The organism is Klebsiella sp. 54 (genome assembly GCF_018223875.1).
GTDB classification, from domain to species: domain Bacteria; phylum Pseudomonadota; class Gammaproteobacteria; order Enterobacterales; family Enterobacteriaceae; genus Klebsiella; species Klebsiella quasipneumoniae.
Map to the genome: position 1 here is coordinate 190,415 of NZ_JAGRRA010000013.1, position 21,999 is coordinate 212,413.

General features: G+C 59.3%; 19 protein-coding genes and 1 riboswitch. Of the genes, 13 read left to right on the forward strand and 6 right to left on the reverse strand.

The genetic code is table 11. From position 1 onward, the window contains the following. Positions 1–39: 39 nt before the first annotated feature. Positions 40–1,665, forward strand: coding sequence for an alpha-amylase family protein (locus tag KHQ24_RS22525; protein ID WP_004202637.1), 1,626 nt, complete (start codon positions 40–42; stop codon positions 1,663–1,665). Here KHQ24_RS22525 and KHQ24_RS22530 read toward each other — a convergent pair. From KHQ24_RS22530 to KHQ24_RS22540, 3 genes are all read right to left on the reverse strand, one after another. Continuing rightward, entirely contained in the window at positions 1,662–2,657 is a 996-nt protein-coding gene (locus KHQ24_RS22530; protein ID WP_211777479.1) for an SDR family oxidoreductase, read from the reverse strand. The two genes, KHQ24_RS22525 and KHQ24_RS22530, sit on opposite strands and share 4 nt — an antisense overlap. A gap of 320 nt (positions 2,658–2,977) precedes the next feature. After that, positions 2,978–3,424: a DUF421 domain-containing protein gene (locus tag KHQ24_RS22535; protein WP_004202634.1), complete on the reverse strand. Its 447-nt coding sequence runs from the start codon at positions 3,422–3,424 to the stop codon at positions 2,978–2,980. An 8-nt stretch (positions 3,425–3,432) separates the two neighbouring features. Further along, positions 3,433–3,936, reverse strand: a complete 504-nt coding sequence (locus KHQ24_RS22540; protein WP_211777480.1) for a hypothetical protein — start codon at positions 3,934–3,936, stop codon at positions 3,433–3,435. 144 nt (positions 3,937–4,080) lie between these two features. Here KHQ24_RS22540 and KHQ24_RS22545 point away from each other — a divergent pair, with 144 nt between their 5' ends. The 4 genes from KHQ24_RS22545 (at position 4,081) to KHQ24_RS22560 (ending at position 6,176) form a co-directional block, all read left to right on the forward strand. After that, positions 4,081–4,485: a YdeI family stress tolerance OB fold protein gene (locus KHQ24_RS22545; protein WP_211777481.1), complete on the forward strand. Its 405-nt coding sequence runs from the start codon at positions 4,081–4,083 to the stop codon at positions 4,483–4,485. Between the two features lie 15 nt (positions 4,486–4,500). Beyond that, the gene (locus KHQ24_RS22550) at positions 4,501–4,647 is read left to right on the forward strand and encodes a hypothetical protein (RefSeq protein ID WP_017900537.1); all 147 of its coding nucleotides are present in this window, start codon (positions 4,501–4,503) and stop codon (positions 4,645–4,647) included. A gap of 114 nt (positions 4,648–4,761) precedes the next feature. Further along, positions 4,762–5,193, forward strand: coding sequence for an OsmC family protein (locus tag KHQ24_RS22555; RefSeq protein ID WP_004202630.1), 432 nt, complete (start codon positions 4,762–4,764; stop codon positions 5,191–5,193). Between the two features lie 113 nt (positions 5,194–5,306). After that, positions 5,307–6,176, forward strand: coding sequence for an oxygenase MpaB family protein (locus KHQ24_RS22560; RefSeq protein ID WP_032456112.1), 870 nt, complete (start codon positions 5,307–5,309; stop codon positions 6,174–6,176). 1 nt (position 6,177) lies between these two features. Here the strand turns inward: KHQ24_RS22560 and KHQ24_RS22565 are convergent, their stop codons facing one another. Continuing rightward, positions 6,178–6,864, reverse strand: coding sequence for an ABC transporter substrate-binding protein (locus KHQ24_RS22565; RefSeq protein WP_048324334.1), 687 nt, complete (start codon positions 6,862–6,864; stop codon positions 6,178–6,180). Positions 6,865–7,086: 222 nt separating this feature from the next. On the opposite strand from KHQ24_RS22565, the gene KHQ24_RS22570 reads away from it, so the two are divergent. The 4 genes from KHQ24_RS22570 to KHQ24_RS22585 all read left to right on the forward strand — a co-directional run bounded on the left by KHQ24_RS22570 (position 7,087) and on the right by KHQ24_RS22585 (position 12,839). Beyond that, positions 7,087–8,028: a cation diffusion facilitator family transporter gene (locus tag KHQ24_RS22570; RefSeq protein WP_004202626.1), complete on the forward strand. Its 942-nt coding sequence runs from the start codon at positions 7,087–7,089 to the stop codon at positions 8,026–8,028. Between the two features lie 243 nt (positions 8,029–8,271). After that, positions 8,272–9,189 carry a bestrophin family protein gene (locus KHQ24_RS22575; RefSeq protein ID WP_023318342.1) on the forward strand — a complete coding sequence of 306 codons (918 nt, stop codon included), beginning with the start codon at positions 8,272–8,274 and terminating at the stop codon, positions 9,187–9,189. 321 nt (positions 9,190–9,510) lie between these two features. Next, positions 9,511–11,811, forward strand: coding sequence for an FdhF/YdeP family oxidoreductase (locus KHQ24_RS22580; RefSeq protein ID WP_211777482.1), 2,301 nt, complete (start codon positions 9,511–9,513; stop codon positions 11,809–11,811). A 146-nt stretch (positions 11,812–11,957) separates the two neighbouring features. Then, on the forward strand, positions 11,958–12,839 hold the full coding sequence (locus tag KHQ24_RS22585) for a LysR family transcriptional regulator (RefSeq protein WP_211777483.1): 882 nt from the start codon (positions 11,958–11,960) through the stop codon (positions 12,837–12,839). An 8-nt stretch (positions 12,840–12,847) separates the two neighbouring features. Here KHQ24_RS22585 and KHQ24_RS22590 read toward each other — a convergent pair whose 3' ends face one another. Continuing rightward, positions 12,848–14,254, reverse strand: coding sequence for an MFS transporter (locus KHQ24_RS22590; protein ID WP_146410842.1), 1,407 nt, complete (start codon positions 14,252–14,254; stop codon positions 12,848–12,850). A 599-nt stretch (positions 14,255–14,853) separates the two neighbouring features. On the opposite strand from KHQ24_RS22590, the gene KHQ24_RS22595 reads away from it, so the two are divergent. Continuing rightward, positions 14,854–15,534 (forward strand): MgtC family protein, encoded by a 681-nt coding sequence (locus KHQ24_RS22595; protein WP_004202612.1) that lies wholly within the window; start codon positions 14,854–14,856, stop codon positions 15,532–15,534. 96 nt (positions 15,535–15,630) lie between these two features. Continuing rightward, positions 15,631–16,692: a cell division protein ZapE gene (gene zapE, locus KHQ24_RS22600; RefSeq protein ID WP_032425868.1), complete on the forward strand. Its 1,062-nt coding sequence runs from the start codon at positions 15,631–15,633 to the stop codon at positions 16,690–16,692. A gap of 31 nt (positions 16,693–16,723) precedes the next feature. On the opposite strand, the gene katG is transcribed toward zapE, so the two are convergent. Further along, complete coding sequence (katG, locus tag KHQ24_RS22605; RefSeq protein WP_004202604.1) at positions 16,724–18,901, reverse strand: catalase/peroxidase HPI; 2,178 nt, start codon at positions 18,899–18,901, stop codon at positions 16,724–16,726. A gap of 343 nt (positions 18,902–19,244) precedes the next feature. Further along, a riboswitch (ZMP/ZTP riboswitch) is annotated at positions 19,245–19,324 on the forward strand. Positions 19,325–19,341: 17 nt separating this feature from the next. Here katG and KHQ24_RS22610 point away from each other — a divergent pair. Next, entirely contained in the window at positions 19,342–19,974 is a 633-nt protein-coding gene (locus tag KHQ24_RS22610; RefSeq protein ID WP_004202603.1) for a LysE family translocator, read from the forward strand. Positions 19,975–20,195: 221 nt separating this feature from the next. Continuing rightward, positions 20,196–21,999, forward strand: a 1,804-nt coding sequence (gene mrdA, locus KHQ24_RS22615) for a penicillin-binding protein 2 (protein WP_164877665.1), incomplete at its 3' end; no start/stop codon positions are given.

The following is a 21,999-nucleotide window of genomic DNA, read 5'->3' on the forward strand; positions in this document are numbered from 1 at the left end:
GGACGCTGACAGTGGCGGGCAGAACGCAAGGTGATAGTGATGCAACAGGAAGAGTGGTTTCACAGAGCGGTCATCTATCAGGTTGACAGTGCTCTGTTTTACGACGCCAACGGCGATGGGTTTGGCGATCTTGCCGGTATACGCCAAAAGCTGCACTACATTCGTAGCCTGGGGGCGACGGTGCTCTGGCTGACCCCTTTCTATCTTACCCCACTGCAGGATGATGGCTATGATATCAGCGACCATTTGCAGCCCGATCCCCGTTTCGGGACCATCGCCGACGTGATTGAGCTGATTGCCCGCGCCCGGGAGCTGGGGCTGCGGGTGATTGTTGAGCTGGTTATCCAGCATACTTCTGCCCAGCACCCGTGGTTTCAGGCGGCGCGACGCGATCCCCGGTCGCCGTGGCGGCCATACTATCTTTGGGCCGATCGGCCCCCGGAGAACGACGATCCTCCCATGTTTCCCGGCGTCGAGGAGAGCGTCTGGAGCTGGGACGACCAGGCCGGACAATACTATCGCCACATGTTTTATCGCCATGAGCCCGACCTGAATCTCGCTCATCCGCCGGTGATCGCTGAAATTGAAAACATCATCACCTTCTGGCTGCAGGCCGGGGTGTCAGGATTTCGCCTCGATGCGGCGTCACATCTGGTGAAGCAGGCCGGGAAGGGCGACGAGGCGCGGGGCTACCCGCTGTTGACGCATCTCCGGCAGGTCGTGCAGCGCCTCAATCCCGACGCGATACTGTTGGGTGAAGTGGACGTGGAAGTGGAAGATTATCGCCATTATTTCGGCCGCGGCGATCGGCTGCAGATGGTGCTCAATTTTTGGCTTAATAAATATCTCTATGTCAGCCTGGCGCAGCAGCGCGCCACCCCGGTAGTGAAGGCGTTGCAGGCAATGGTGGCCCCGCCGGACGGATGCTGCTTCGTCAACTGGCTGCGTAACCATGATGAACTGGACCTTGAGGGGATTGGCGAACGCAACAAACGCCAGGTTATCCGCACCTTTGCCCCTGATAAATCGATGTCGGTTTACCAGCGCGGCGTGCGCCGGCGGCTGGCGCCGATGCTGGATGGCGATACCCGACGCATCGCGCTGGCTCATGCCATCCTGCTCGCGCTGCCTGGCGTGCCGGTGATGCGCTATGGCGACGAGATTGGTATGGGCGACGATCTGCGCTTACCGGAGCGCTACGCGGTCCGAACGCCGATGCAGTGGTCGGGCGCGCCCAACGGCGGCTTTTCCCGGGCGGCGCCGGATGATTTGCCGGTGAAACCGGTGGCCAGTGGACGGTTTCGCTACCAGCGGATCAATGTCGAAGCGGCGTTGCGCCACCCCCGGTCGCTACTGCATCGGGTACGCAATATGGTGCTGGCGCGCACGGAATATACTGAACCGGGATCCATCCCTTTTACCCTTATTACGGTGAAGCCAGCCGCGGTGCTGGGCTTGTGCTATCGCAGCGAATCGCGGGAGGTGCTGATGCTGGCGAACTGCAGCCAGCAGGCGGTGGAGGTCCAGCTCCCGCCGCTGGCCGAGGGTTACTGGAGCCCGATCCTGGAAGATAAGTTCTACCAGGACGGGCTATACGGCGGGGAAAAGGCGCGGCTGGCGCTCTCCGGCTATGGTTACCGCTGGTTCAGCCGCAGCCTGCTTTAGCGCCGTCTTCCTGGTCGGCGGAAGAACGCCCGCAGGGCCATCGTCGCCACCGCCACACCGACGCCGGCAGCCACTTTACCCGGAAGATCGGCGCTGATGGTCACCGCTTTACGCCGCGCGCCATCGTTAAAGGGGCCGTGTCCGGGATGATTGCCGCGCACTGGCGTGAACAGGTCGTCCTGATGTTCTGCCGGCTTCGGCTGGCCGGTAAACTGTCCCTCCCACGCTTTTTTCACCATCAGCCGATCGAGCAGACGAGGGAAGAAGACCTGGCCGAGGATCGACTGGATGGTGCTTTTCCCCACCCACAGCTCGTTCACCGGCCGCTGGATCACGCTGTAGATGGCCTCAGCGGCGACCTCCGGCTGATAGACCGGCGGTACCGGCTGCATGGCCTGCTCCATTTTGTTGCGCGCCCAGCCAAACTGAGCAGTGTTCATCCCCGGCAGCTGGACCATGGTCAACTGGATGTGGCTTTTCTCATGCATTAGCTCGGTGCGCACGGCATCGGTGAAGCCGCGGATCGCCGCTTTCGCGCCGCAATAGGCCGACTGCAGGGGGATCGAGCGCCAGGCCAGCGCCGATCCAGCCTGAATAATCACCCCCCGATCCCGGGGCGTCATGACCTCGAGCGCCGCGCGGGTGCCGTTGACATAGCCGAGATAGGTCACCTCCGTCACCCGGCGAAATTCGTCGTCGCTCATCTGCCGAAAGGGCGCCAGCACGGTGGTCATGGCGTTATTGATCCAGACGTCGATGGCGCCGAGGGAGGCTTCCACCTCGGAGGCGGCGCGCTGCACGGCCCCGGCATCGGCGACATCGACGCTAATCGCCAGCGTTTTGACGCCGAAACGTTCACAAGCCTGCTGCGTCTCCTGCAGACCCGTTTCATCGCGGGCGATCAGCGCCACGTGATACCCTGCGCGGGCGAAACGCAGCGCGGTGGCTTTTCCTGCCCCGGCGGTTCCGCCGGTAATAACCATCACGGACATAGTGACCTCATTAATTGTTTCGCTATCGTAAATTTAAGCTGCACGGATCGAATCATTATTAAGCATAAATAACGACGGTGAGGTGGGAAATATCCTGGAATAAGCGCAGTGTGAATCAGGCGACATATCCTGATGACTCTGGCCTGTTTCTGCATAAGCAGACGTTAAGGTTCTATAATCTGTAAGATACTTGACAACCCGCGAGGAGGAAAAATGTTGACAGTAAACACGCGTAGCGTTGAAAAAGAAGAGGACGACGCCACCCGCGCCCCGGAATCGGGGGATAAACAACCGGAGCGCGATAAATAGCTAAGCCGGTGTTATTCCTGTTCCGGAATAATGGATATCTGGCCGTTACGTTCGAGAATAGCGAATTTTATCGCTTTCAGTTCATAAATCCCATGGTGCTGCCTGGCCGCCAGCAGGATATCATCGACAGAAATATTGACGAGCTTCATTTTCTCATCGATGACAGCACCATTTTCCACTACGATAACCGGCGTGCCATCCAGAAAATTTTCCGCCTGGGCAAATTTTTTCTTAATATAGCCGAATAAAATATCAATACTGACCAGGGTGACGATAGTCAGCATCGAACCGGTAACGGAATAGTCTGTGCTGAGCATCGCCTGCTGGGTCGCTTCACTGATAATCAGCAGCAGTATCAGGTCAAAATTGGTTAACTGCATCAGGGTTCGTCTACCGGCAATCTTGAAAATAATCAGCAGGATCAGATAGATTGCTGCGGCTCTGAGGACCATTTCCATCGCGACTCCTACGGATAGACAAACTGTTGCCAGCTGACGGCAGGGCGATCGTTGACTGCCGCCTGCAGGGAAATATTGCCTATCGTTTTGGGGGTAATAGATAACCATACCGATTGCGGCGAGCGGCTGGTTGTCCGCTGATACACCAGATGTAATTTCCCGTCGGCACTGTACATCTTATCCGGCTGCGGGCGGATATCGCCAACCTGGTAACGGGTTAATAACGTGGCGGCGAAACTGATCGTCGTGTCATTTTCCTGCGTGGGTTTGATCTGAATATTCAGTTCGGTTTCACTCATCAGTCTGGCATAACGCTGGTAATCGACGCGTAATTCACCATTAGGGCTTTCCCGGTGCGCCTCACTGAAATATCCGGAGGACCACAGGCCGCTCAATGCGGTAAGAATGATGAGGCTGAGAACAATTATCCCATAGCGCCTGAAGCGATATTCAAAGCGGAGGGCCTGTTCATTCTCGTCGACGATGTGACAAGGTTGTTGATGCTCAGTCATTATTATTTCCCCGCGTTTCGTTTCGCCATCAGCGTAACGATAAGGACATTCTTATATTAGACGATATCAGAACAATTGACTTTGTAAAAATGGCCAGCCTCAGCCAGGCTTTAATCTGTTCATCAGCAAAAACAAGGAGGCATGATGAAAAAATTAGCCTTGGCCATGGCCTGTTTGTTTGCCGCCGCGGTCGCGCAGGCGGACGATAAAAGCGGTTTTAGCCAGGATGCCGCGCCGCCGCCGCCGCACAAACTCGATGACGGCTATCGCGGCGTCGAGGAGGGGCGGATCATGACCGTTGAGCAGGCGAAAACCATGCACGACGGCGCCACGGTTTCCCTGCGCGGCAATCTGCTCACCCGACAGGGGGATGACCGTTATCAGTTTCGCGATAAAAGCGGCACCATCACCGCCATTATTCCGGTTGCCGCGTTTAATGAACAGCACGTAGAGCCTGACGATCTGGTCAGTATTAACGGCAGCCTTGATCGCAAAATGACGCCGCCGGTAGTACGTATCGATCGCCTGCTCAAACAGTCGCCTAAGTAAGGGGAGCTTACCGGTATGAGCACAACATCCCACCCGCATGACGAGGAGCGCGGGAAGCACCCTGCGCGCGAGGCGCCTGACGAACATGGCGAAGTGCCGCGTAAACGGGACGACAGCGAGGATGACAAAACCGATCCTTACCATCCTCACGATGGCCGTTAGCGTCATCCGCAACGGGAGCTTTTTGGGAACGCTGATGCGGCGGGCCGCAGAATAGAAGCAGGTTCAGCATCAGGCACTATACTTTTTGTTCGACATCATCACAGGAGGAGTCATATGGCGATTCATAAGAAAGGGCTGGCGCACTGGGAAGGCGATCTCAAGCATGGCAAAGGCACCGTGTCGACGGAGAGCGGGGCGCTGAGCCAGCAGCCCTACGGCTTTAATACCCGTTTTGAAGGGGTGAAAGGCACCAACCCCGAAGAGCTGATCGGCGCCGCACATGCCGCCTGCTTCTCGATGGCCCTGTCGCTGATGCTCAGCGAAGAGGGCTATACCGCGACGTCCATCGACACCACCGCAGTGGTCACCCTCAATAAAACCGACGGTGGGTTTGCAATAACCGACATCGCGTTGCAAAGCCAGATTGTCCTGCCCGGCGTTGCGCCGGCGGCGTTCGATGAGATCATCCAGAAAGCGAAGGCCGGCTGCCCGGTATCACAGGTGCTGAAAGCCAATATCACCCTTGACTACCAGCTAAATCCATAAGCTGTTGTGCCCGCACTCTGCGGGCACCGTTCCCGCGATCTCTCTCCCTGTCACTGCCTCCGCTGCGCAATAGTGGTATCTTTGGTCCTTTGGTAAACGTAAGGGACTCCAGCATGATCGGCATTCGCGGAATGATCGAGGCGCAGGTGCTCGGCCTGACCGGCATGGCGTTAAAAGAGATTGATTTTGAACAGCCCAAAGGGGAGCCGGGGCTTTTTGGTCCGCAATCAGCCATCTGGCAGGTGCATGGCGATTTTACCTCAATGCTGTGCGGCGGCATTAGCGCGCTGTTGCTGCAGATGCTGCACCCCCTGGCGCTGGCCGGCGTCTGGGACCACTCCCGTTTCCGCGAGGATATCTTTGGCCGCCTGCGTCGCACCAGTCAGTTTATTTCCGCTACCACCTTCGCCGCCACCCCCGACGCCGAGCGGCTGATCGCCAAAGTGCAGGGGATCCATCAGCGGATCGCCGGGGTGGACAAGGACGGCACGCCGTATCAGGCAAGCGACCCGGCGCTGTTGACCTGGGTGCATGTCGCTGAGTGCAGCCGCTTTATGGCCTCCCACCTGCGCTACAAGCGGACGGTGGTCAGCGTCCAGCGCCAGGAGGACTATTTTCGCGAGTCGGCGGAGATCGCTCGTCGGTTGGGAGCCAAAGATATTCCCCAGACGCCGAATGAGGTCGCGGACTATCTTGAGGCGATGCGTCCGCAGCTGCGCTGTGACGAACGTACCCGGGAGGTAGCCGAGGTACTGCTCACCACCCGTCTGCCGGGTCGCCTGAGTCAGCCGGTTGGCCAGGTGATGATGCGGGCCGGGATCGATCTTCTGCCGCCATGGGCGCAGGAGATGCTGGGACTGTCGCTGTCGCCGCTGCAGCGGCGCACGACGCGTCTGATGGTACTGGCGATCGCCCGCGTGCTGCGCGCCTCGGTACGTAACGGCGCCTGGCATTGCGCCATGCGCCGGATGGCGGAGGCGTGATTCAGCCCGCCTTGCCCAGGTGCCGGGCAATCAGCGCCTCCAGGCTACCGTCCGCCCGCCATTCGTCCAACGCGTCATTCACCGCGTTAAAGCGGACCACATCATCCCGGGCGACGCAGATGGCCTGCTGGATCTCGGTAAAATTATCCGCTAAGACCCGCACCCCCGGATGGCGGCGCGCTGTCGCCTCCAGCGGCTGACGGATGCCAGCGACCATATCCCCTTCACCGGCGAGGAAGGCGTCGATGGCCTCCTGCGAGGAGGGGAGACGATTCAGGCTGGCGTACTGCAAATGGCGGGTGAGCCACAGATCGTAGGCGGCGTTTTGCCCGACGTTAATCGTGGTTGCCGGGCGATCCATATCGGCCACGCTCTGGCAGGGCGAACCGGCTCTCACCAGCGCGGTCCCCTGAATGGTGATATAGGGAGAAGTAAAGCGCAGGGTCGCCTCCCTCGCCGGGTCGATGGCCAGAAAGGCGATATCCCAGCGTTCGCCGCCGGCGTCGGCCACCACTTTACCGGCGGCAGGATAGGTGACGAACTCGGCGACGACGCCCCAGCGCTGCGCCAGTCGATGGCTGAGCTCGGGGGTAATGCCTGTCGGCTCGCCGTTTTCTCCAGGATGGGCCAGTACCGCATTGCCCAGATTAATGGCAAAACGCAGCCGGGATGGTGTGATTGCTGACATCGCTGACTCCTGTGGTGGCTAAGAGAAGGTGGCCCGACCTGTCGGTCGCCAGTGATAAGATAGTCCATCCGCGCGCGGTTGTACCTCCGGGGCCACACTTTCAGAATACAGTAATTAACGACCGCAGCGATTTCGTTAAACAGCAAGGCAATGGCTTTTATATTGTTAAGCATAAACTCAGCTTGTCAGTTTATTCTTCCCGCTCACTGAGGGAGAGAAATAATGGCACAACATAATTTTGAAAATGATAATAAATATCATCAGCGTTCTGAGCAGGCGCGAAGGAGTACCCTGGTTAGCGTGGTGGTCAATATTTTTCTCTCCGCGTTGCAGATTGCGGTGGGAATATATTCTGGTTCCCAGGGGTTAATTGCCGATGGCATGCACTCTTTTTCCGATCTGCTCGCCGATGGCGTCGTGCTGGTGGCGAATAAAAAGAGTCGCCGACCGTCTGACCACGATCACCATTATGGCCACTGGCGTTATGAGAACGGCGCCTCTCTGGTCCTCGGCGCGATCCTGGTGCTGGTCGGGGTCGGTATGCTGTGGTCTGCCGCGGGTCATCTCGCGCAACCGCAGACGATTCCGCCGGTGCACAGCGTGGCGCTGTGGATGGCGCTGACGGCGCTGGTGGTCAAAGAGGGGCTGTTTCGCTATATGCTGGCGGCCGCCAGGCGGCTGAACTCCTCGCTGCTCATCGCCAACGCCTGGCATGCCCGCTCAGACGCCGCGTCATCACTGGTGGTGGCGCTGGGGATTATCGGTAATCTGGCCGGGTTCGCCTGGTTCGACCCGCTCGCCGCGCTGGCGGTAGGGCTGGTGATTACGCGGATGGGCTATCGTTTCGCCGCCACCGCGCTGCACGATTTAATGGACCGCGCTGTCGATGAAGAGACGCAGCGGGCAATCGCCGGCACGCTGCGGGCCACGCCGGGCGTGGCGGGTCTGCACGATTTGAAAACCCGTAAGGCGGGGGATCTGGTGCTGGTGGATGTCCATCTCGAGGTAGCCGGAGAGCTGTCGGTCGCTGAAGGGCATCAGATTGCCCGGCAGGCGCGGGAGCGGGTCATGGCGCAGCATCCGGTGCTTAATGTGATGGTGCATCTCGATCCCTGCGCGGCGGTTGCCAGTTCGCCGGGGGAGGCAAACTGCCTGACGTCATAAGCGGAAAATAGACTGGCTCAGCGGTTATTTTATCCCTGAGCCATTATTCCTCGCGCCTTCCGCCCGCGCATTGATTGCCTGAACGATAAATAAGGCTCATACTGAGCCGGCCATTACCATCGCTAAATAATGGCGCAGATCTGCCCGTTGCAGTTAACGATAAAATAAACCAATCGGTTCATAGATAATCTCTATTCTTTATTTCGAGATAATGACCAGAGCGGTAATTCAGGAAGTCAGACAATGATCATTCGGCCAGAACAACACTGGTTTCTTCGCCTATTTGACTGGCACGGCTCCGTGCTGTCAAAAATCATCTTTCGTCTGCTGCTTAATGTGCTGATGTCCATCATCGCCATTATCAGCTATCAATGGTACGCGCAGCTGGGGATCCACTTAACGGTGGCGCCGTTCAGTCTGCTGGGCATCGCGATAGCGATTTTCCTCGGCTTTCGCAACAGCGCCAGCTATAGCCGCTTCGTCGAGGCGCGCAATCTGTGGGGGACGGTGCTTATCGCCGAACGTACCCTGGTGCGCCAGCTGCGCAATATCCTGCCGGCGGAACACGATGCCCATCAGCGCATCGTCAGCTATCTGGTGGCCTTCAGCTGGAGCCTGAAGCACCAGCTGCGCAAAACCGATCCGACGGCTGACCTGCGGCGGCTGCTGCCCGAGGAGAGGGTGACGGAGATCCTCGCCAGTTCGATGCCCACCAACCGGATCCTGCTGCTGGCCGGTAACGAAATTGGCCAGCTGCGCGAGGCGGGCAAGCTGAGCGACATCACATACGGGCTGATGGACAATAAGCTCGATGAGCTGGCGCACGTGCTGGGCGGCTGCGAAAGGCTGGCCACCACCCCGGTGCCGTTCGCCTATACCCTGATCCTGCAGCGCACCGTGTACCTGTTCTGCACGCTGCTGCCGTTTGCCCTGGTCGGGGATCTGCACTACATGACGCCGTTTGTCTCGGTCTTTATCTCCTACACCTTTTTATCCTGGGATTCGCTGGCGGAAGAGCTGGAGGATCCTTTCGGCACCGCCGCCAACGACCTGCCGCTGAACGCGATGTGCAACACCATTGAGCGCAATCTGCTCGACATGACCGGTCAACATCCGCTGCCGGAGACGCTGCGTCCGGACCGTTACTTCAACCTGACCTGAACCCCTGCGCGCCGGGCAGTTTCCGCTGCCCGGTCATCACTTTCCCGTCCCCGCGTGACCCGCCGCGCAGAGGGCGGCGATAAAAGCAAAATTTGCAAATAAGTTAAATTTAACACCCGATAGATAACATCAATTATACAGATTTGTGGCGTATGTTATTATTCGGTTAACAAACGCAGTACCTACGCTTTCCCATCGTACTATCCTTGAGAAACAGCATTCTTATCAGGTGACGCCGCGCACACCACGCCTCGTCGCCGGGGTCGTCGCACGCTTTTTTTCGGCCGGCGGCGGCCAGAACAGAGCAGCAGGAGTAAAAAGATGACCAATAAAAGACGCGCGGTTCCCGGTGTTCACCCCTATGACGGTCCGGCAGGCGGATGGGGCGCGCTGAAGGCCACGGCCATTGCCGTGCGTACCCAGATGGATGCCTTCGAGGCGCCCGCCACGCTGCTGCGAACTAACCAGCCGGATGGGTTTGACTGCCCGGGCTGCGCCTGGCCGGATAAAGAGCATAAATCCACTTTTCAGTTTTGCGAAAATGGCGCCAAAGCCGTTACCTGGGAGGCGACCACCAAACGGGTGACGCCAGCGTTCCTCGCGGCTAACACCGTGACCTCCCTGCTGGCGAAAAGCGATTTTGAACTGGAGGGCTATGGCCGCTTAACCCATCCTTTGGTCTACGACCGCGCCAGCGATACCCTGCGACCGGTGGCGTGGGAGGCGGCCTTCGCCCGTATCGGCGAGATCCTTCGCGGCCTTCAGCCAGATGAAGTTGAATTCTACACCTCCGGACGGGCCTCCAATGAAGCGGCGTGGCTGTTTCAGCTGTTTGCCCGCGAGTACGGCACCAATAACTTTCCCGACTGCTCTAACATGTGCCATGAATCTACCAGCGTGGGCCTGCCGCAGTCGATCGGCATTGGCAAAGGCACCGTCTCCCTCGACGATTTTGACCAGACCGAGCTGGTGATCTCCATCGGCCATAATCCGGGCACCAACCATCCGCGGATGATGGGCACTCTGCATGAGCTTTCCCGCCGGGGTGTGCCGATTATCGTTTTTAACCCATTGCGTGAGCGGGCGCTGGAGCGTTTTGCCGACCCGCAGAACGTGATGGAGATGGCGACATATCGCTCGACGCCGATCGCGTCGACCTACTACCAGGTACGGGCCGGCGGCGACGCGGCGGCGCTGAAAGGGATCGCCAAAGCGCTGCTGCAGCTGGAGGAGGAGCAGGGCCAGGTGCTCGACCACGCGTTTATTGCGCAACATACCCAGGGGTTCGCCGCCTTCGCCGAGGATCTGCACGCCACCCGCTGGCAGGATATTGAGCAGGAGTCCGGTCTGACGCGCGAGTCGCTAACCCAGGTCGCCGTGGCCTACGCCAAATCCACGGCCACCATCGTCACCTACGGCATGGGCATCACCCAGCATAATAAAGGCACCTCCAACGTCCGGCTGATTGCCGACCTGCTGCTGATGCGCGGCAATATCGGCAAGCCAGGAGCCGGGATCTGCCCATTACGCGGCCATTCAAACGTGCAGGGAAACCGCACCGTCGGGATCAGCGAAAAACCCACTGCGGCCTTCCTCGACAGCCTGCAGCGGGTGATGGGGATCGCGCCGCCGCGGCATCATGGTCACGATGCGGTGAAGGCGCTGGAGGCCATGATCGCTGGCGACGCCAAAGCCCTGATCTGCCTCGGGGGCAACTTCGCCGTGGCGATGCCGGATCACGAACGCGCTTTCCCGGCGATGCGCAACCTTGAGCTCAGCGTTCACGTCGGCACCAAGCTCAACCGCTCGCACCTGCTGACGGCGAAAGAGACCTTTATTCTGCCGTGTCTGGGCCGCACCGAGCTTGACCTGCAGGCCAGCGGCCGACAGTCGATCACCGTCGAGGATTCGATGTCGATGGTACATGCCTCCTCAGGCAAGCTTAAGCCCGCCTCGCCGACGCTGCGCTCGGAGCCGGCGATTGTCGCCGGTCTGGCGAAGGTCACACTGCCGGCCAGCAAAGTCGACTGGCTGTATCTGGTGGAAGATTACGACCGCATTCGCGATCTGATCGAACAGACCATTCCGGGGTTCGAGGATTACAACCAGCGCATTCGTCACCCCGGGGGCTTTCGCATGCCGCTGCCGCCGACCGAGCGCATCTGGCCTACCGCCACCGGCAAAGCCATGTTCTCGGTTTTCAAAGGCGTGCATGAGAACGTGGTGGTGGAGGGCGAGGATGTGATGCGCTTAGTGACCCTGCGCAGCCACGACCAGTACAACACCACCATCTACGCTATGGATGACCGTTACCGCGGCGTTTTTGGCCGTCGCGACGTGCTGTTTATGAACGAGCAGGATATGGCCGCCCAGGGCCTGGAGCATGGCGATCGGGTGGATATCCACACCGCGCTGCCGGGCAGCGCATTGACGCTCAGAGATATCACCGTGGTGGCCTACGGCATCGCGCCCGGCACCGTCGGCGCCTATTACCCGGAAGCCAACGTGCTGGTGCCCTTGAACTATCTGGATGAAGAGAGCGGTACGCCTTCCTATAAGTCAGTTCCTGTCCGCCTGACGCTGCGCTCGAAAGAGATCCGCCCGCTGGCTGGCGCGCGTTAAAGAAGCAGGGCGTTGGGCGGCGTTGCGCCGTCCTGCGCCCCGTCGCCCCTCCAGTCCTCGCTTGAATTTATCGGTGATGAAACTAACATTCTGATAACCTGTGCGCGGCCCCGGGGGTGAACGGCGGGGTTCAAACGGGAAAGAGAATGGATATTAAGCAACTCAAGTATTTGATCGCGCTCGATCAGACGCGCCATTTTGGCCAGGCGGCGGCAGCCTGCCATATTACCCAGCCAACCCTCTCCATGCGCATTCGTAATCTGGAAGAGGAGCTGAACCTGACCCTTATCCAGCGCGGGCAGCGCTTTGAGGGTTTTACCCCGGAGGGGGAGCGGATCCTCGCGTGGGCGCGGGCGGTGCTTGCCGCCCATGACGGCCTGGCGGCGGAGGCGGCCATCTGTCGCGGGCAGATGGTCGGCCAGCTGCGGGTTGGTATGGTGCCGCTGGCGAGCCTCAACCCGATGCAGCTGATTAAACCCCTCGCGGAGAAATACCCGGCGCTGCAGTTCAGCCTGCTGTCAATGACCTCGGAGCAGATTATCGATGGCGTCAGCCGCAACCAGCTGGACCTGGGGATCTGTTACCTGCAGCATCTGGATGAACGCCTGTTTAAGATCGCCCGGCTGCCGCAAACCCGGATGGGACTGCTGCACGATAAACGCCATTTCGGCTTCAGCTCCGGGACGCCGGGCTGGGATACGCTGGCGGCGCTGCCCCTTGGCTTTCTGACCAAGGGAATGTACTACCGGGAATCCATTGAAATCAGCTTTAAGGCCAAAGGGCTAACCCCGATGTCTGTCTTTGAAAGCGATTCAACGTTTCAGATTATCCAGGCGGTGCAGGCGGGGATCTGCTGCGCCATTATGCCGCTTAACAACGGCCTCGAAGCGCTAAGCGATAATCTTGAGATCCTGCCGATCGCCGAAAGCCAGGTCGATTCGCAGCTGGCGCTGATTATGCGCCAGCAGGAGCCGGTCTCGTCCCTGGCGGAAAAATGCTTCGCCGAGGCGCAGGGGATTTTTGGCTGAGGCCAGCCTCAGATATTCTCCAGTCGAATGCCCCGGGTTCTCGGGCCGAAGATCCCCACCGACAGCATCACCATCAGCATACTGACGACGATAAAGCTAATCACCCCCGGCGTGCCGGCATATTGCAGAATAATGCCGATCAGGATGCTGGTCACCGCGGTCGAGAGACGACTGAACGAGTAGCAGAAGCCGACGGCGCGGGCGCGAATATGGGTCGGGAAGACCTCGGCCTGGTAGGCGTGGTAGCTGATGGTCAGCCAGGCGTTGGACCAGGTGATCATAAACCCGCAGATCACCAGCAGGATAGGATTGTTTTGCAGCGCAAACAGGGTGCCGAAGATGACGGTCATCAGCGCGGAGAGAACGATCTGCCACTTGTTCTCAAAGCGATGCACGAATCGGGTGCAGAACAGGCAGCCCAGCGGATAGGCGAGGGTGATAAAGAAGGCGTACAGCAGACTGTGGGTGATACTGGCCCCCTGACCGGAAAGCAGCGCCGGCAGCCAGTTGCCAAAGCCGAAGAAACCGATCGCCTGGAAGAAATTCATCACCATCAGCATCAGGGTTCGCCGCCGATACTGCGGCGCCCAGATTTCGCCGAAGGTGCCGCGTTTGACGACGCTCTGTGCCGCCTGCGCATGCTTCGGCGACGGCGTCAGGCCGCAGCGGGCTTCCATGGCGCACATCACCGCATGCGCCTCATCATGCCGCCCTTTGCTTTCCAGCCAGCGGGCTGACTCCGGCAGCTTTTTGCGGATAAACCAGATCGCCAGCGAGAACAGCGCACCGAAGATGATCACCCAGCGCCAGCCGCTGAGGCCGAAGAGGGTGGTTGGCACCAATATCCAGGACATCAGCGCTACCGCCGGAACCGACAAGAACTGAATAAAGAAGGCAAAGGCGAAGGCTTTATTGCGCAGGTGGGTAGGTACCCATTCGCTGAGGTAGGTGTCAATGGTCACCAGCTCAATGCCGAGGCCGATTCCCACCAGAAAGCGGAAGAAGATCACCCCTTCCGCACTGCTCTGGGTCGCCATCAGCAGCGAGAAAAAGCCGTACCAGGCGAGCGCCACCATAAAGGTCAGGCGGCGCCCCAGCTTGTCCGCCAGCGGCGCCAGCAGACTCGCGCCGATAAACAGCCCCATAAAGGTGGCGGAGGCAAAGGCCGCCTGATCGGCGATGCCAAAGATCCCCGCCGCGCCGGTGTGGAAAATACCCTCCGCCAGCAGGCCCGCGCTGATGTACCCGGTCTGGAACAAATCGTAGAGCTCAAAGAAGCCGCCGAGGGAGAGTAGGGTGATAAACGACCATAACCCGAAGGAGGCGGGCAGCGCGTCAATGCGTCCGGTTAAGCTGGCGTGCGGTTGTCCTGGCGAAGCATAGGGCGATTCGCCGAGAACCTGGGTGGTAGACATGGTGTTGTGTTCCTCAGGAAGAATGGTTTGCTTGCTAATGTTAAGTGATTGTTAATAGTTTTAAATTTTTAATCTTTAGCGTTAACGGCAATCTTTAGCGCAAGATCGCGCCATGCAGGGTAAAAGATGATATTCATGCTGGTTTTCGCCGCACGCTGAGGGAAGAATTGAAGTAAATCACCGTGGGGGGCAATGTTCTCCGCCAGGCGCTGTCGCGCTGCGCAGGGCCAGGCCCAGGGCCAGACAGAGTAAACGAATCCTCACTGGCGGCGTTTTCCCGCTTTACCCGCTATTGCGCCGGGCTATAATGTGCCCACTTTCATACAGGAGTCATGCGTTGGACAGTCATCCTTATTGTTATTCTCCGGCAAGTTAACGCGACTATTTTCGCTGCTTGCCGAACCGGCGGGCAGCAATCTTTGATTACCGGATTGCCTCCCTGAATGTAGTGATTCGCGACCGAACGCGAGAGGCATCGTTATGTTTCTGTTTCCCACCACCTTATTTCCTCCACCATCATCCGCCCGCTAATTGCCCGGCGCGGCTGAGCGCGACATCAATACATTTTTATTGCTTTCTGTTATCTGGAGGAAGGCGCGATGGTATTTCCTTATATGACACATTTACTCGCGGCAATGCTGCTGGGAGCGCTGATCGGCGCGGAAAGACAATGGCGGCAACGTATGGCCGGTTTGCGGACCAATGCGCTGGTGGCCACCGGCGCGGCGGTGTTTATTCTTAGCGCGATGTCGGCCTCGCCGGACAGCCCGGGGCGCATTGCGGCGCAGATCGTCTCCGGTATCGGCTTCCTGGGGGCGGGAGTGATTATGCGCGATGGCATGAACGTTCGCGGCCTCAATACCGCCGCCACCCTGTGGTGCTCGGCCGGTATCGGTGTCCTTTGCGGCCTGGGGCAGTTCTGGAACGCGACGGCGGCGACGCTGATTATTCTGTGCGCCAACATCCTGCTCCGCGAAGCGGCGCAGCGTATTCATGCCTTGCCGGGCGCCGGTGACGAAGAAAAACGCTATATCTTACGCGTCACCTGTTTGCGCGAGCATGAAAAGGCCGTGCGTCAGCTGCTGCTGAATATTGCTCAGCAGCAGAGGTTCACCCTGCAGGGATTACAGTCGGCGGCAGCAGACACGGCGGATCAGCTGGAGATTTGCGCGGAGCTGATTAGCCATAAGCAGCATCAGAAAACGCTGGCGCAGATTATGGCGCAAGTGGGCGTTCAGCAGAACGTCACCTCGGTACACTGGCGCGTCGGAGAAGCGTAGAGACAGGCGGTGGGGCAGCGGAAACGGCCGCTGGCCGCGCGATTCGCCAACCCGTGGGAAAGCGGCTAGAATGGCCTCCTGCCGGAGGTTATAAAAATGTTAAATAATGGATGTGTGCCGTCGGAATCTGGCCAGACTATGACGACGGCTGATTTTCGCTTTACCCGCGTGATGGCCGAGCAGGCGGCGCGTGCCCGTCTGACGCTGGACGACGATCAGCTGTCGCTCATCGCTCGCCTGGACGCCCTGGGCCAGCAGTTGTTGTCCGCGCCCGGCACGCCGCAGGGACTGTACGTCTGGGGACGCACCGGGCGAGGGAAAAGCTATATTCTCGACCACTTTTTTGCCAGCCTGCCGCTTGCCGCCCGGCGTCGGGTCCATTTTCATCACTTCTTCCGCGAACTGCACCAGCGGCTGAATGCCCCCGGCGCGCCTGGCCTGCAGACGGTGATGATGCAGATGACCTCCGGCTGCCGCCTGCTGTGTTTCGACGAATTTCATCTTCACGACCCCGGCGACGCCATGCTGATGAAGGCGCTGCTGGAACACCTTTTTCAACGGGGCATCGTGCTGCTGGCAACCTCTAACTACCCGCCGGAGATGCTGCTGCCTAATCCGCTGTATCACGATCGCTTTTTACCGTCGATCGCGCTGATCCGCGCCCACCTGGCGGTCGTCGCGCTTAACGGCGAGGAGGATTATCGCGAACGGCATCTGAGCCAGGATAACGCCTTCTGCAGCGGGCGGCTATGGGTTAACCCGGGCGAATCACAGCGTCAGCTGTACGAGCTGCCCTCGCTGCCTGCCGAACCGGTCCCGCTGGAGGTAGGCTATCGCACGCTGCAGGCGGCCGCGGCGTCACCCGCCTTGCTCCATTTCTCTTTTGCCCAGCTCTGCCAGGCCGCTACGGCGGTGATGGACTATCTGGCGCTCAGCGAACGTTATGCCGTCTGGTTGCTGGATGAGGTGCCGCCGCTAGCCACGGTAGGGCCGGCGGCCCAGCAGCGCTTTATCAATGTGATTGATGTGCTGTATGAAAAGCAGATCCGCCTGCTGCTGGTAACCCGCTGCGACCTGGAGACGCTGGTGGCCGGGGTGGAACTGGAGGATATTCAGCGAACGCGGAGCCGCCTGCAACAGCTGCCGCGGGCGGTATAAAAAAGCCCCGGCGGGTGCCGGGGCGAGGGGATCACAGGTCGAAACGGTCGAGGTTCATCACCTTGGTCCAGGCGGCGACAAAGTCATGCACCAGCTTCTGCTGCCCGTCGGCGCAGGCGTACACTTCCGCCAGGGCGCGAAGGACCGAGTTGGAGCCAAACACCAGATCCACGCGGGTGGCGCTGTACTTCGCTTCGCCGGTTTTACGGTCGCTGCCGGTAAACAGCTCCGCCCGATCATCGGCCGGTTTCCAGACGGTGGCCATATCCAGCAGGTTGACGAAGAAGTCATTGCTGAGCACGCCGACGCGGTCGGTAAACACCCCGTGTTTGCTGCCGTCGTAGTTGGCGCCCAGCACGCGCAGTCCACCCACCAGAACCGTCATCTCCGGAGCGGTTAAGGTCAGCTGCTGCGCTTTATCGATCAGCAGCGTTTCCGTCGACACACCGCCCTCGATGCGACGGTAGTTGCGGAAGCCATCCGCCAGCGGCTGCAGCAGGTCAAACGACTCGACGTCGGTCTGCTCAGGCAGGGCGTCGACGCGACCAGGGGTAAACGGCACGTTGACGCTGACGCCGGCCGCCGCCGCAGCCTGCTCAACGCCGACCACGCCAGCCAGCACGATGATATCGGCCAGCGACGCTTTGCCGGAGGCGCGCTGGATCGCCTGCAGGGTCGGCAGCACCCGGCTGGCGATAGCATTGACCGGCCAGTCCTTCTGCGGGGCCAGCGCCAGACGCGCGCCGTTGGCGCCGCCGCGCTTATCGCCGCCGCGGAAGGTGGAGGCAGAGGCCCAGGCCACCGATACCAGCTCACTCACTGACAGGCCGGCGCCGGCGATGGCGGTTTTCAGGCTGGCGATGTCTTCCGCGCTCGGCTGATGGGTGGCCGCCGGCAGCGGATCCTGCCAAATCAGATCTTCTTTTGGCACTTCCGGCCCGAGGTAACGGGATTTCGGCCCCATATCGCGGTGGGTCAGCTTGAACCACGCCCGGGCGAAGGCCTCGTTAAAAGCCTGCGGGTCGTTGAGGAAGCGACGGGAGATCTTCTCAAACTCCGGGTCGAAGCGCAGGGTCAGGTCGGTGACCAGCATGGTCGGTTTGCGCTTTTTCCCCGGGTTAAACGGATCCGGGATAATTTCCGGGGCGTCTTTGGCTTCGAACTGGATAGCGCCCGCCGGGCTGCGGGTCTGCACCCATTCGTATTTGAACAGGTTCTCGAAAAAGTAGTTGCTCCACTGGGTGGGCGTCTGCGTCCAGACCACTTCCAGACCGGAGGTAATGGCATCCGCGCCTGCGCCGCTGCCGTAGCTGGAGTGCCAGCCCAGGCCCTGCGCTTCCAGCGGCGCGGCTTCCGGCTCGGCGCCGACGTGGCTGGTTTCTGCGGCGCCATGGGTTTTACCCAGCGTGTGGCCGCCGGCGATCAGCGCGACTATTTCTTCATCGTCCATCGCCATATTGCCGAAGGTGGCGCGAATGGCCGCGGCGGCGGACAGCGGCTCGCCGCTGGCGTTCGGTCCTTCCGGGTTAACGTAAATCAGCCCCATTTCGGTGGCGCCGATGGCCTGTTTCGCCAGGCTTTCCGGGTGACGGTGGGCCAGCCACTCTTTCTCATCGCCCCAGTCAACGTCCAGATCCGGTTCCCAGACATCTTCACGACCGGCGCCAAAACCGAAGGTGCGGAAGCCGGCGTTTTCCAGCGCCACGTTACCCGCCAGCATGTAAAGGTCGGCCCAGGAGATTTTCTGGCCATATTTCTGTTTCACCGGCCACAGCAGACGGCGGGCCTTATCTAGGCTGACGTTGTCAGGCCAGGAGTTCAGCGGCGCAAAGCGCTGCTGCCCACGACCCGCGCCGCCGCGACCGTCAACGGTGCGGTAGGTGCCGGCGCCGTGCCAGGCCATACGAATAAACAGACCGATATAGCTGCCCCAGTCTGCTGGCCACCACTCTTGCGAATCGGTCAGCAGCGCTCTGAGGTCAGCCTTCAGCGCGGAGTAATCGAGCTTTTTAAACTCTTCCCTGTAGTTAAAATCCTCACCCAACGGGTTGGAACGACTGGAGTGCTGGTTCAGCAGATCGACACGCAGCTGGTTAGGCCACCAGTCGCGGTTGCCGGTGCCGCTGCCGGCGCTCTGCTTGGGCGTCTCGGCGTGGAAAGGGCACTTTCCGGCGGATGCGTTGTTGGATGGGTCGTTAGACGTGCTCATATCAGGCTCCGTTTGCTTTTGTGAATGCCGTTACGATATACACTGCTACCAATAAGCGATATTTGAATGAGTCTACGGATTTAATAGCTAATTCCGTTCAACGAAGGGCGAAACACCCTCTTATATGACCTGGTGGATCCAGGGGTAAAAAATACACCTCACCATTAACCATAGACGTAACGAGACGGCAAAGGAAACGATCTGCGTCAATCGGGCCGAAGGAATGCTAATTGTTTGAGATATGACAATTTTACAATGAGAAAAGGATGAGGGTTTTCCGCTGAGCGAGCGTAACGAATGCCCGGCGCAGGGGTTGTTGGCGGACACAGAATAAGCTAATACTTAGACACCATGTGACGGGCGCTAAAGACAGAATACTGTTGGGGAGCATGGTCGACGTCGCCGCGCGCCTGGGCATTACCGCTATCTGGAGATAAGTTATGCCTGAATTCGCTTCATTAATGGCCTTTGCCGCGGTGGCGCTGGGATTAGTGTTAACCCCCGGCCCCAATATGATGTATCTCACTTCGCGTTCGATTTGCCAGGGAAAACGCGCTGGCTTTATCTCCCTTGCCGGGGTTGCCGTGGGCTTTTTCTTCTATATGCTGTGTGCCGCTTTCGGCATTACCGCGTTGGTTTTCGCGGTCCCTTATGCCTACGATGCCTTGCGTTTATGCGGGGTCGCTTATTTGCTCTATCTGGCGTGGCAGGCGATAAAACCAGGAGGGAGGCCGATATTCGCGGTGCGTGAATTACCTGCGGACAGTGGGCGTAAGCTGTTTCTGATGGGATTTATCACCAGCCTGGCGAACCCCAAGGTTGCTATCCTCTATTTGTCCCTGCTGCCGCAGTTTATCACCCCCGGACTCGGTAGCGTGCTCAGCCAGTCGTTAATGTTAGGCTGTACTCAGGTATTAATCAGTGTGGCGGTGAACGGCCTGATTATCTTGCTGGCCGGGCAGGTGGCGTTATTTCTTAGCCGGCGGCCGGGCTGGCAACAATTTCAACGCTGGCTGATGGCGACGGTACTGGCCGGAATGGCGGTTAAGATCGCTTTTGAGGCCAGAAAATAACCGGGTTTGTCGGGAAAAGGGAGGCCAGCGATATCCGTCGCTGGCTAACCTCGCACCCTGATGCCTTTCTGCCACAGAGAAAGGCTCTCCAGGCTCTAACATGCTGAAACATTTCTGCCAGATCATTAGCAACCTTTCAGTAGGGCTAACGCCGCGATAAGGCTATGCTTCCCGGCCGTTACGCCGTTGGCTTTTCCCGTGATCCAGGTGATGTACCGCTAATGCCCCTTTTGAGAGATGAAATTCGCGACCACTCCGCGGAAGAGATGCTGTTTATCCGCCGGGCCGCAATCGCCTTTCTGCTGGTGGTGGTCTGCTTTGGCGTGCTGATTTTCAACCTCTACCATCTGCAGGTGGAGCAGCACGATTTCTACCAGACCCGTTCCAACCAAAACGATATTAAAATGCTGCCCATCGCCCCCAGCCGCGGGCTGATATTCGATCGCAACGGCATACCGCTGGTGCAGAATATTACCCTGTATCGCCTGCAGGTGATCCCGAGCAAAATTCCCGATATGGCCGCGCTGCTGCAAACCCTGACGCCGATTGTCGACCTGACGCCGGACGACATCGCCAGCTTCCGCGACGATATGCACCACAGCAGCCGCTATAAAGCGGTTACCCTCAAATCCGACCTCAGCGACGTGGAGGTGGCCCGCTTCGCGGTCAACGAATTCCGTTTCCCCGGGGTGACGGTGGAGAGCTATCAGCAGCGTGAATACCCCTACGGCGCAGAGCTGGCGCACGTGGTGGGCTATGTGTCGAAAATCAACGACAGCGACCTGCAGCGGCTGGCGAAAGATGGCGAAGAGGAGAACTATGCTGCCGACCACAATATCGGCAAGCAGGGGATCGAGGGTTATTACGAAAAAGCGCTCCACGGCACCACCGGCTACCAGGAGGTGGAAGTGGACAACCACGGCCGGGTGGTGCGTCTGTTGAAAGAAGTACCGCCGGTGGCCGGGAAAAACCTCTACCTGACCCTTGACCTGCACCTGCAGCAGTATATTGAGTCGGTACTGAAGGGGCAGCGCGCGGCGGTGGTGGTGGTCGATCCCCGGGATGGCGGGGTGCTGGCGATGGTCTCCAGCCCCAGCTATGATCCTAACCCGTTCGTCAAAGGTATCGGCTATCAGGCCTATAAATCGCTGCTGGATAACCCGGACCGGCCGCTGATCAACCGCGTCACCCAGGGGCTGTATCCCCCGGCCTCGACGGTGAAGCCCTATATGGCGCTGTCGGCGCTCTCCGCCGGCGTGATCACGCCGAACACCACCTTCTTCGGGGCGCCGACGTGGACCCTGCCGGGCACGCAGCGTCGCTACCGCGACTGGCTGAAAACCGGCCACGGCATGCTCAACGTGACCAAAGCCATTGAAGAGTCGGCGGACACCTTTTTCTACCAGGTTGCCTTCGAGATGGGCATCGACCGGATCCATGAGTGGCTGAGCAAATTCGGCTACGGTCAGTCCACCGGCATCGATCTCAATGAGGAGTATAGCGGGGTGCTGCCCAGCCGGGAGTGGAAACAGCGAGTGCATAAAAAGCCCTGGTACCAGGGGGATACCATCTCCGTCGGTATCGGCCAGGGATACTGGATCGCCACCCCCATCCAGATGGTGAAAGCGCTCACCACGCTGCTGAACAACGGTAAGGTGCAGGACCCGCATCTGCTCTATTCGATGAAGCAGGGCAATCATGTGGAACGCTATCAGCAGCCGGCGAACCTGCCGCAGGTGGGCGATCCAAAATCCCCGTACTGGGGCATTGTGCGCAACGGCATGTACGGGATGGCGAATTTGCCCAACGGCACCGGCTACAAGCTGTTCCATACCGCGCCGTACCAGATTGCGGCGAAGTCCGGGACTTCGCAGGTGTTCAGTCTGAAGCAAAACCAGACCTATAACGCCAAAATGATCCCGGTGCGTCTGCGGGATCACATCTTCTATACCCTGTTTGCCCCTTATCAGCATCCGAAGGTGGCGATGGCGCTAATCCTGGAGAACGGCGGCGGGGATGGGGTGG